Here is an 11,806-nt window from a genome sequence, read left to right as displayed (position 1 = left end):
AAGATTGGCAAAGATTAAGAGTGTAGTACGGCTTAAAAGTTTCATTTTGGAGAGATATTTTTTCTGACCCTATCAGTTTGTCTATTACTTCAGGCCAGCAACTCAAAAACTTGTTCTATACTGAAAGCAGATATGTCGATCAATTATGGTGAATGCCTTCGCTGAGAGAGGATCTGATATGCAGACTCATCAATTTATCCAGCAGCTCTGGTTTGATTATTTGCACGTTACTCCTCAGGCTAAAACAATTCATTTAGCTTTTGAGGCTGCAGGGGAAACACTAGTTAATGATCATTTAGCCTTTCGCACCTTTGACCAATCTCCTATCAATTTGGTAATGCTAGAGCAACATCTCCTCAACATGGGCTATCAACACTTTGAGCCCTATTATTTCAGCGATAAACATCTTAATGCTTGGTGCTATTTACCGCCGGAGAAAGGCTTACCAAGAATTTTTTTCAGTGAGCTGATTACAGCGCAGCTATCGGAAGCCGCGCAGCAGATCATTTATAAACTGATACAAGAAATTCCTGTGGAAGTGGTGAAGCGGCCTGCCGTTTTTTGGGCGGGTAGATTATGGTCAATGCCCTGCTGGCATGATTATCAAACGCTTCTACAAGAAAGTGAATATGCTGCTTGGCTTTCTGTTATGGGGCTAAGAGCTAATCACTTTACTTTAAGTGTCAACCATTTAACCCAGCACAAGGATTTATCAGCAGTCTTAGACCGAGTAGAGGGCTTAGGTATTCAGCTGAATCAGTCAGGGGGGCGCATAAAAGGCTCTAAAGAGACCTTACTGGAACAAGGGGCAACAATGGCTGACAAGATGCTGATGCATTTTGCTGATGGCTCTGAACATTTGGTCAGTACCTGTTATTACGAGTTTGCGCAGCGTCATACCGATTTATCTGGGCAGATCTATGAAGGCTTTGTGCCAGCCAGTGCCAATCATATTTTTGATTCGACGTCAGTGCTAAAGACATAAGCTTTAAAAAATCAGCTTGCTGAATTGGCAATGTCAAATGTTTTTGGTTAAAAGAGATGATTTATCCCCAGAAAATTGGGATTTGTCATGAAAGCAAAAACTTCAACTGCTTTTTGTGACAATTTAACTTAAATGCTTGGTTCAAGGACTTGATATCTATTTCATATTAAGGTAGAAAGAGCGTAGGGTTTAATCTAACTATATGTTTTTAAAGAATATTTAATTTTATAATTTTGAATTTATTACTTTTCACATCATTTAAGCACTGCTAAAAGTTACCCACAAAAGCTGTGGATAATCCTATGGAAAACTTGATAAAAGCAGCCTAAAGGCGACAAAATCAGCCCCTTGATCTTAGATTGGTTGTTTTTTGAACACTGCATTTTTCAAACGGTTCTCATCATTGAAATTCTCTATATAGACGATACTAAAGTCGAATAAGCCACCATCATCAACTCGGTAGAGAATACTGACTAATCCACTCAACTCAGTTAAAATTCACGCCTATTTTTTAGTAAGTCTTTTGCGAACGCGCTCGTTATTGCTATTCACTCGTCATCTTCAGATAGGCACCTTACAGGCATGATTAAACAACTGGTTGAGACTCATCCGCTTCAAGCTGGCGCACTAGATAAAAAGTATTTGGCTTTTATCGATGCACTAAAAGCACAAGGTTTTCAAGGTGATTTAAACCCTGACTATGCTAATCGTACAGTGCTATCCACTGACAACTCTATCTATCAGTTACTGCCTCAGGCTGTTGTATATCCGAAAAACACCCATGATCTGGTGTTAATCGCTGAACTGAGTAATCAGGACGAGTTTAAAACCATTGCCTTGACACCAAGGGGAGGCGGCACAGGTACAAATGGCCAGTCTTTAACCGATGGTTTGGTGGTTGATATCTCGAAGCATATGAACCAAGTGCTAGAGATCAACGCTGAAGAGCGCTGGGTACGAGTACAGACGGGCGTGGTTAAAGACCAGTTGAACAAGGCCCTAAAACCTTATGGGTTGTTTTTTGCCCCAGAGCTTTCAACCAGCAATCGCGCCACCATTGGCGGTATGATTAACACCGATGCGAGCGGGCAAGGCTCTGTACTTTATGGTAAAACTCGCGACCACGTTTTAGAGCTAAATGCTGTCTTTCTGGATGGCAGTCAATGGCTATCTAAGCCAGTTAGCGATATGGAACTGACCCAGATTAAACAGCGTGATGACCGTGTGGGTGCTGTCCACCGCATAGCAGATCAAATTTTTACTGAACAAAAAGCATTAATCGCGGCAAAGTTTCCAAAACTGAACCGCTGTCTAACAGGATATGACCTTGCTCATATTCGAGATGATGAAGGCCAGTTTAACTTAAACGCACTTCTGTGTGGTGCTGAAGGTAGTCTGGCATTTATTACCGAAGCCAAACTTAATGTCCTGCCTATTCCAAAGTTCTCTGCCTTAGTCAATATCCAGTACGCCAGCTTTAATGATGCGTTGCGAGATGCGAAAGACTTGATGGATTGGAATCCTACCTCTATTGAAACGGTGGATTCTAAGGTACTGAATTTAGCCATGAACGATATTTCATGGGATACCGTTCGCAGCTACTTTCCTGAAGGCAAGAATCAAGCGATTGCAGGCATCAATTTGGTGGAGTACACCGGAGATGATGAGTCTGAACTCAATGCGAAACTTGACAAATTGACAACCCACCTTGATCAAGTGTCAGGGCAGGTTAGTAAGAGCTTTGCATATACTATTGCCAGTGGAGCCGGTGAAATTGGCAAAATCTGGGCAATGCGTAAAAAAGCTGTAGGCCTGCTTGGTAACGCAGAAGGAGAGAAACGCCCGATTCCTTTTGTAGAGGACACTGCCGTACCACCGGAGAACTTGGCTGATTTTATCATGGAGTTCCGTGCACTATTGGACAGCCATAACTTAGCCTATGGTATGTTCGGCCATGTCGATGCAGGCGTGTTACATGTGCGTCCAGCCATTGATATGAAAGACCCTGCTCAAGAACCAATGATTCGCACGATCACCGACGGAGTGGTAGCGCTAACACAGAAATATAAAGGCCTACTATGGGGCGAGCATGGTAAAGGGGTTCGCTCCGAATATGCTCCTGAGTTTTTTGGTGAGCTGTATCCATTTTTGCAAGAGATCAAGTCGACCTTTGACCCTCGCAATCAGCTTAATCCAGGCAAAATTGCTACGCCTGCACGCTCTGGTGCTGAGCTACTAAAGATTGATGCTGTACCTACCCGAGGTCAGTATGATCGCCAAATTAGCCCAGCCACACGGGATACTTTTAATGCCGCGATGTACTGTAACGGCAATGGTGCCTGCTATAACTTTGACCCTAATGATGCGATGTGTCCTTCTTGGAAGGCGACCCGCGAGCGCACACAATCACCAAAAGGACGCGCTTCTTTAGTGCGTGAGTGGCTACGCTTACAGGAAAAGGCTGGTGCAGACTTAAATCAAGAAGTACTAGAAGTGCGTAACAGTAACTTTGTAGGTACATTTGTGCCCCGGCTGAAAAACACTTTGGCCAAGCGCAAAGGTGAGTATGATTTCAGTCATGAAGTTTATGAGGCGATGGCAGGCTGCTTGGCTTGTAAGTCTTGCGTTGGCCAATGCCCTATCAAAGTGAACGTACCAGAATTTCGCTCTAAGTTTTTAGAACTTTATCATGGCCGCTACTTGCGTCCCTTGAAAGACTATTTCGTTGGTACATTAGAGTATGTCATTCCAACGTTGGCTCGTATGCCAAGCCTTTACAATACGCCTATGCAGCTAGGCTTTGTACAAAAGTTACTAAAGAAATACGCAGGCATGGTTGATAGCCCTCTCATCTGCAAAGAAAACATTGCCAAAGAGCTTGCCCGCTTCGGGGTGGCTTGGGCAACACCTGAGGCTCTGAATAGAGTACCCGCAGAGCAGAAAGATAAAACAGTTGTTCTAGTTCAAGATGCTTTTACGAGCTTTTTTGAAACGCGCTTGGTGCTAGACATTATGGATCTTCTAACCCATTTAGGTTATCGCGTTTTTATCGCACCATTCAAACCTAACGGTAAACCTCTGCATGTGCACGGCATGATGAAAGCTTTTGATAAAGCCGCTGCCGATAATGCTGCAATGCTAAAAGCACTTAATCAAACAGGTGTCACTTTAATTGGTATAGATCCATCAATGACGCTGACCTACCGTCAGGAGTATTCAAAATCAGTTGATGCGGCCTCGCTGCCAGAAGTTAAATTATTCCAAGAATGGTTTGCAACTCAGGGGGAGTATCTGCGCAGCTTAAACATTAATCTGCACAATGAAGAGATATTCTTACTGGCGCATTGCACTGAAAAAACCAATGCTGCTCCTTCAATCAAAGATTGGCAGACAGCGTTCTCGTTCTTTGGTTTAAAGTTAACACCTGAGACTGTAGGCTGCTGCGGTATGTCGGGTACTTACGGGCACGAGACCGCAAATCAGACAACTTCTAAGGCGCTTTATAGTCAAAGTTGGTCTGCGGTGATTAACCACTCAGACAAACAAGGCAGAATTGTGGCTACAGGATACTCTTGTCGTAGCCAAGTTAAACGTATAGATCAAAAGCAGGTACCCCATCCAGCTCAACTGTTGCTGAAAAAACTAAACGCCTAGATTGAGTATATTGTTTACAAACACCATTCCTTCAGTTGAATGAGTGGTGTTTGTACTTGAAAAGGGTAATTTTTCGCAAAACAGTACTAAAGCATACTTATCTATAACCTTATGATAAATAACAATAAATATACAAAATGACTGTTTTAGAGTTTTATACAGCACAATTTCTGCTATTCACTTAGGGTTATCCCTAGGTAGAATTGGATCATTCAATAGATCGTTCAAGGGAGTGCGTATTTTGGGAGTTAGCTTTGCTGACAAAATCTATTTTCACAGCAAAAAGCATAAGGCATTAGAAATAATGCTTTTATTTTGGATTGCACTTTGTAGATTTTCTTCTTATTTAGCGTTTGGCATATTATTTGTCACTACCGTTATTTTGTGCTTTGCCTCAACTCCTGTTAATGCAGATCAGCCTAATAGTAACGGTTCTCTCTCGCTGCAAGTCGGTGTCATAGACGCCCCATTTATGGGATATATTGATGACAAAGGACTAATGACAGGTTTTGAAGTGGAGCTGGCGCAGGCAATTTGCAACGGTTTACAACGTCAATGTGTAATTAAACTGCAGCCCTTCCATATAAACTTACAGCAGGTACAAACAGCAGAACTAGATTTTGCACTGTCTTCTTTTCTAATCACCGAACAGCGCAAACAGAAGAGCCTATTCAGTGAAAGATATATGCGCTCCCATTCCAGTTACCTTGGCAATGTAAGCCAACCGCAATATAGAGCCTTACGGATTGGCGTGGTCAAAGGTTCAACGCAAGAGCGTTATTTGTTACAGAAAATCCGAAATGCTGTTGAAACAGTGTCATTTATTGATATTCAAAGCACCTACAAGGCATTGATGGCCGGAGAGGTTGATCAAGTATTGTTTCCTGCAATTATTCAATTAAAGTTTTTGGCAGAACACCCTGAGTTAGAGCTTGAATTGCTTGGCGAACCGCTGAGTGATCATAATTTAGGGGGTGAAGTTGGGGTAGGCTTACCTTTTGGACATGAGGTACTCAGAGACGAGATTAATCAAGTGTTACGCACATTGCTCACGGATGGCACCTATAACAAGCTGAATAAAAAATACTTTCCGTTTAATGTGTATTAGTTTTGTACGGGGATCTTCTATGAAACGTCAATTAATCAGCCTGTTTTGTGCAGGATTTGCACTATTAGGCAGCAACCAAACGTTAGCTGATAATAGTTATAAAATTGGTATTTCTGACTCCTTTCAGCCGTTTAACTATCGAGATGCTCAAGGCCAACTAAAAGGCTTTAACGTAGATGTTGCTAATGCGCTTTGTACTGAAATGAAAGCAAAGTGTGAATTTGTTGTGATGCGTTTCCCCCAAATCATTCCGGCACTCGAAAATAATGAAGTCCAGTTTGCACCTGCTAATTTTCTGATCACTGCTGAGCGGGCAAAGAAAATTAACTTTAGCGCCAAATACTATCGCTCAACCACTAGTCTGATAGGTAGCGCAGATAAAGCACATTTAGATCCAGAGCAAGTATTAAAGGATATGAACAACAAGGTCGGCACCCAAAAAGGTTCCGCTCAAAATAGATACCTGGTTGAGCATGCGCATACGCAAGTTATTGAGCTGTCGTCAATAGGTGAAGGGCTGAGCAAATTAAACAAGCAAGAGATTGACTACCTTATCGCACCAACATTATTTGCACTTAATTTTTTACAAAGACCTGAAAATAGTCGCATGGATTTTATTGGCGAACCTATTAACAATCCTACTCTATCAGGCACGGTACATATCGGCATTACAAAGCAGCAGCCTGAGCTACAGCAAGAGATCGACTCCGCCTTAGCCGCATTGGTGAAACAGGGCAAACTACGTCAGATCATTAATCAATACTTCCCATTTAACGTTTATTAAACTGATGCCAGAACGCCGCCTAAAAATCAAACATCTTCTGAACCGACTTTCATTGCTGGTTGTGGCCGTGACAGGCTTAATTGTGGCTGCCATTTTATTGCTGAGTAATTACTCAGCGCAGCTAGCACAAAAAAGTGAGCAAGAGCTATTACCTTCTATCCACGAACATCAGAGAGCGGCATTGAATCTAGAACGTTTAGAGCGTATGGGGGATTTGGTTGCTTATGGTGCTGATTTGGCGTTAATGCGCCGCAATGCACTAGCAGCACAAGTACTGGCATATCAGCCCTCTTTTAACTTCGATCCCAAAATACAAAAAGCGGTCAGAGATGCTTATGAGCTGATAAAAGCGCTACGCATTGCACGCCAGCAGTACCTTAAATTACCCGCTGATCATAGTGATAGAGATCAGCAACTAAAACTTTTACAACAAAAAGAACAGGTTTTACAAACCCAGTGGGGCGAACACAAGCAGGTATTATTTGAACTACAAAACCGTATTATTACCGATGCCACTGCCTTACAAAGTCAAACTCTACAAAAAATTACTCAAACAAGTAGCCGAATTTTAATCGTAGGCATGATAGGTGTTACTTTGTTTGTGTTTGTATTAATTGTGGCTGCCACGCTTTTAAGGCGTCACTTGGTAACCCCTGTCACAGATGCCAGCCGAGCACTATTAGCCATTGAATCAGGTAAAAAGTATCAGCTTAGAGCGGCTGACTATGATGAAATAGCAACCATTAACCATGCCGTTGACCGACTATCAAGTACCATGAAAAAACTGCATGAAATGGCAACAACCGACTCTTTAACTGGTTGTTATAATCGACGCTATTTCATGGAGCTAGCCGAAGAAGAGCTAATAAATGCCCATAGTAAACAAGCACCACTTGCACTACTCATGATGGATCTTGATCACTTTAAGCGTGTTAACGACGAATATGGCCACGCAACAGGTGATGAAACATTAAAACTCTGTACTCAATGGATTCGAGATTTATTGCCGGAAGGTTGCTTTTTAGGGCGTTTAGGCGGGGAGGAGTTCGCTATACTGTTAACCCAGCACAACAGTTTAGATACTTTCAAGCTAGCTGAGTGCATTCGAGTTTGTTTGTCTGAGCAGTCCGCACAACAGACTTCTATTCCTCACTTCACGGTTAGTATCGGTATTGAAAGCAAATGCTATGTGACAGACACTGTTGATAGCCTGCTTTCGCTGGCTGATAAAGCCTTATATCAAGCTAAGTCCAGTGGACGCAACAAAGTGGTTGTAGGCCAACGTAACAGCAACACTTTACCAGTTAATTAATATTCTGGATCACATAGGATAAGTAGCATTCCACCTTACCCTATGTTCCGATAAATATCGCTAGGCTTAACTTACCTCGTCCCTCACTTGTACGGGTCTTGTGATTAAAAATGCTCCCAGTGCTAGCCCCGCGAAGGCAAGAAACAATGGGTAGAGTGTTTGATTGTAGGTTTGACCAATAATAATCCCAAAAAACATTGAGATAAAAGTAGTTGCAGAACCAATAACAGAGGAGGCTAAGCCTGCAATATGTCCCAGTGGAGCCATCGCAAGGGCATTCATATTGCCAAACAACAGCCCCACGCAGAAAAAAATTATGGCGGTAAACAACATAAACACCCACAAAGGCACTTGCCCTTGGTTAGCCAATAATATTCCTACGAATAGTACCGAAAACGCCATCATCACTTTCATCGCAAAATTAGCCATGCGCTGCATACCATACTTCATGACTAAACGACCATTGATTAGTGACGCCATTCCTATAGCCAAAGCCAACATTGCGAAATAAAGCGGAAAGAGTGTATCTACTTGAAATATGTCTAAAAATAATTGCTGAGCTGTGCTGAGATAAGCAATAAAAACCCCAAAAACCAAACCTGCAGCAATAATATAAGCCCTAGAAATTGGATTGCCGAGTGTAGTTTTAGTACCTGCCCAGATGTTCTTAGCTGAAAAGGGCACACGTTTTTCCACTACCAAAGTCTCCGGTTGGCGTCGTGCAAACCAAAATAAGGCCAAGGCAGAGTGCAGCATAAAGAAACCAAAAATTTCTCTCCAGCCAAAAAAGAGCAGAATACCTGCACCAAGACTAGGCGCAAGAGCAGGCATCACAATAAATACCGCCATCACAAAAGACATCACTCTTGCCATTGCGCGTCCTTCGTACTGGTCACGCACCAAAGCAACCGCGATCACTTTTGGCCCAGATGCACCTATCCCCTGAATAAAACGCCCCCATAGCATCATTTCATAACTTTCAGCCAATACAGAGATCGCAGAGCCGATAAAGAAAACGACTAAACCTAAGTAAATTGCAGGCTTTCGTCCGACGCTGTCAGAAAGTGGGCCATAGAAAATTTGGCCAATTGCCAAGCCTAAAAATACAACTCCGATCATCAGTTGTAACTGGTTTGTATCGGTGACTTGTAGTGCGTGTCCCACTTGCAGCATTGCTGGCAGAACTGCATCAATTGCCAATGCGACTAACGACATTAATAGCGCAAGCAGAGCGATAAACTCACCGAAGGGCAATGGCTTTTTTTGAGTAGAAGGCATGGCTAACCTGTCATATTGATAGATAAAAGAGGTAATACACGAGCATCGGCTCCAGTAGGATTAAAGCCTATGGCAATATCCACTGTCACATTCAACTTTACGGAGGGAATTGTACTGGAACTGCGCTTGAAGAAGCTAAATTTAATTATTCAACCTCTTCAAGCTGATCGAAACGTGAGGTTACAGAGTATCAGAAATTGTCAGGCTCCACAGAACCCACCCGAGCAACCACCACCTGTCATACAAGGCGGTAAATTAGGGTTTTTTAAGCTACTGCTATTCACCACACCACCTGTACTGAGTACTTTGCTAACAGGAGAGTCGGGGGCTATATCTCCTAGATCGAAACCTCCTATCTCACTTAGCTCGCCCCAAGTTTTTACACTCAGTGCCATAGGGTGCTTTACTTCAAACACTTCCCCAGTTGTTTCACAGCGATAATCATAAGTCGGCATATTCACCTCAACAAACTGTCTTGCATAGAGATTTAAAATCAGATGCCATTTTATAGCGGATTAACAATATTATAATCAATATGTTATTGGCAGTAGCGCCTCTTCAGAAGCTGATCAGCGGAAAGCTTACCAGCACCAAAAATGGCAGTCATCAATAGCATTAAGCCCCAAAGCTGGTGATCATAGAAACCTTGCTCCCATAATAGGGGATAAGAGATAACCGCCATAATGTTAAACAAGAACAAAACAGTTGCTGTCATTCGGCTTAATAAGCCAAGTAATAACAAGGGGGGCAGTAACAGTTCAATACCAGTGCCTAAATAAGCCGCCCATTGCCAAGGTATAATAGGTACTTGATACTCCGATTCAAACAAGTACAACGTGCTATCCCAGCTAGCAATTTTAACTAAACCCGCTTGAAAGAAAGCTTTTGCTGCCCAAAAGCGAACAAATAATAGCAGTATTGGCGTCAGCCAAGTTTCGAGCTGCTGAAAAAAGCCGGTGTAGTATTTGCTCAGTTGATGTAGGTTCATGATCAACACCCTAAGTGGCTAAATGGTATGAGGTAATTACACTGCTGGCGATCAGTTGCTGTAAGGCCATTTGCAGTTGCTCAACAGAATAGATTTCTGGGCCACCTTGTTGAGTAGCGTCTTGAGAGAATTGAGAAAAAGGTAGGCCTTGCTGGCAATGCTGTAAAATTTTGAATAGCAAGGGTTGGCAAGTTTGTACTTCCACTTCTGCCATAGCACTACCTTTAATCCAGCCACATTGAGGCTGCTCTAATATAAAACCCTGTAGAGGGTCTGTAGCATGCTCAGGCTCAGTTAAATGCCGTTTAATTCTTTGGAACAGCTCAATTACGGCCCATTCTGACTGAAATAAAACAAGCGATGGATTCAACGTAAATACAACATGTTCTTGTGCCGTTGAATCTAACTTTGAAAAATCAGTGAAAGGGAATTGGCTCATTATTGGCATGCGATTAATCTGACATGAGTAATACCATTCAAGCTGCGCTAAATCAGGGAGATAAGGGTGTTCTTCAAGTGACTCTAGCCCCCGCATAAACTGGGGTAACTGATCGCCAAAATGACTTATGCAAGGCTGTTGCACAGGAATTTGTCGAATAAAGGCTTTGGCAAGCTGTGCAAAATAAATATCGCCAACCATCACCGCTAGTACAGGATAGGTGGCTTGCAGAGCATCAGTTAAACTCATGATAAAGTTATTGCGGTAAATTTGTAGTTTTTGCTCTGCGGAAAATACTCCTGCTTCAATTTGCTGTGTCAACTGAGGGGCAGTACCGCTCTCTGTTAATGCTTGGGCAAAGTTCTGCTGTATCTGTGCTAGATCAGACATTTTCCAGCGCTCCTGTTCTATTTTGAGTCCGTTCTTGAACGCTTTTTGCTTTATCAACTTCAGCCAATAGAACTTCTATATCAGGAATATCACTGTCCCACTCAATTAAGGCTGGTGCACTACAGAGCTTACGCACCCAAGAAAACAATTGCCAAACCTCGTCACATACGGGGCTACCGTGACTGTCGATTAGAATTTGGCCCTCGTCATACTCATTGATAGTAAAACCTGCCAGATGAAGCTCTTGCACAGCAGAAAGGTTAATTTGGCTTAAATAATCTAACGGCTCAAACTGATGATTTACGCTGTTCACATAAATATTGTTTAAATCCAGCAATAAGCCACAGCCTGTTTCTGCAACTAAATTGTTCAGAAAGTGCCATTCAGTGAGCGTTGAATCTTTGTAGCTTAGATAAGCGGTTGGATTTTCAATTAAGATTTGACGCCCTAAAAACTGCTGAGCTTGGTCTACTTGCTGACAAAAGTACTGCAAGCTTTGCTTGGTATAAGGTATAGGTAGCAGATCATTAAAATAGCGCCCTGAAACAGAGCTCCAGCTTAAATGTTCCGATAAAAGTGCAGGATTGAACTCATTCACTAGCTCTTTCAGGGATTTTAAATGCTGAAGGTTAAGCGAGTCAGTAGACCCTAATGACAACCCTACACCGTGAAAACTCAGTGGGTAATGTTGAGACAGTTCACGCAAAATATGGCGCTGCACACTGGCGTCATCTAGGTAGTTTTCGGAGTGCACCTCTAACCAACTCACATCTGGTTGATTACTAAGCAGGTCCTGATAGTGAGGTGCTCTTAAGCCCATGCCAACTTGGTTGGGTAGAATGGTCATAAATCAGCCGTCATTATTATC

At 42.5% G+C, this 11,806-nt stretch carries 10 protein-coding genes; 5 read left to right on the top strand and 5 right to left on the bottom strand.

Annotation, left to right across the window (positions count from 1 at the left end):
- Positions 1–178: 178 nt before the first annotated feature.
- The 5 genes from B5D26_RS07940 (at position 179) to B5D26_RS07920 (ending at position 7,843) form a co-directional block, all read left to right on the top strand.
- Positions 179–985: a DUF1338 domain-containing protein gene (locus B5D26_RS07940; protein ID WP_078745195.1), complete on the top strand. Its 807-nt coding sequence runs from the start codon at positions 179–181 to the stop codon at positions 983–985.
- Between the two features lie 582 nt (positions 986–1,567).
- The gene (gene ydiJ / locus B5D26_RS07935; RefSeq protein WP_078745194.1) at positions 1,568–4,639 is read left to right on the top strand and encodes a D-2-hydroxyglutarate dehydrogenase YdiJ; all 3,072 of its coding nucleotides are present in this window, start codon (positions 1,568–1,570) and stop codon (positions 4,637–4,639) included.
- A 304-nt stretch (positions 4,640–4,943) separates the two neighbouring features.
- Complete coding sequence (locus tag B5D26_RS07930) at positions 4,944–5,747, top strand: substrate-binding periplasmic protein (protein ID WP_139776639.1); 804 nt, start codon at positions 4,944–4,946, stop codon at positions 5,745–5,747.
- A gap of 19 nt (positions 5,748–5,766) precedes the next feature.
- Positions 5,767–6,531 carry a substrate-binding periplasmic protein gene (locus B5D26_RS07925; RefSeq protein ID WP_159445617.1) on the top strand — a complete coding sequence of 255 codons (765 nt, stop codon included), beginning with the start codon at positions 5,767–5,769 and terminating at the stop codon, positions 6,529–6,531.
- Positions 6,532–6,535: 4 nt separating this feature from the next.
- On the top strand, positions 6,536–7,843 hold the full coding sequence (locus B5D26_RS07920; RefSeq protein WP_078745191.1) for a GGDEF domain-containing protein: 1,308 nt from the start codon (positions 6,536–6,538) through the stop codon (positions 7,841–7,843).
- 66 nt (positions 7,844–7,909) lie between these two features.
- On the opposite strand, the gene B5D26_RS07915 is transcribed toward B5D26_RS07920, so the two are convergent.
- The 5 genes from B5D26_RS07915 to bufB form a co-directional block, all read right to left on the bottom strand.
- Positions 7,910–9,121, bottom strand: a complete 1,212-nt coding sequence (locus B5D26_RS07915; RefSeq protein ID WP_078745190.1) for a multidrug effflux MFS transporter — start codon at positions 9,119–9,121, stop codon at positions 7,910–7,912.
- 200 nt (positions 9,122–9,321) lie between these two features.
- On the bottom strand, positions 9,322–9,576 hold the full coding sequence (locus B5D26_RS07910) for an FmdB family zinc ribbon protein (RefSeq protein ID WP_078745189.1): 255 nt from the start codon (positions 9,574–9,576) through the stop codon (positions 9,322–9,324).
- A gap of 83 nt (positions 9,577–9,659) precedes the next feature.
- Complete coding sequence (locus B5D26_RS07905; RefSeq protein ID WP_078745188.1) at positions 9,660–10,109, bottom strand: DoxX family protein; 450 nt, start codon at positions 10,107–10,109, stop codon at positions 9,660–9,662.
- 10 nt (positions 10,110–10,119) lie between these two features.
- Entirely contained in the window at positions 10,120–10,938 is an 819-nt protein-coding gene (locus B5D26_RS07900; RefSeq protein ID WP_078745187.1) for an HvfC/BufC N-terminal domain-containing protein, read from the bottom strand.
- Positions 10,931–11,785, bottom strand: coding sequence for an MNIO family bufferin maturase (gene bufB, locus B5D26_RS07895; RefSeq protein ID WP_078745186.1), 855 nt, complete (start codon positions 11,783–11,785; stop codon positions 10,931–10,933). The genes B5D26_RS07900 and bufB overlap by 8 nt, the downstream gene beginning before the upstream one ends.
- Between the last annotated feature and the right edge of the window lie 21 nt (positions 11,786–11,806).

The organism is Oceanospirillum multiglobuliferum (assembly GCF_900167095.1).
Lineage (GTDB): Bacteria > Pseudomonadota > Gammaproteobacteria > Pseudomonadales > Halomonadaceae > Oceanospirillum > Oceanospirillum multiglobuliferum.
The sequence above is the reverse complement of the archived record's forward strand: the minus strand, read 5'-3'. Positions and strand labels throughout refer to the sequence as shown.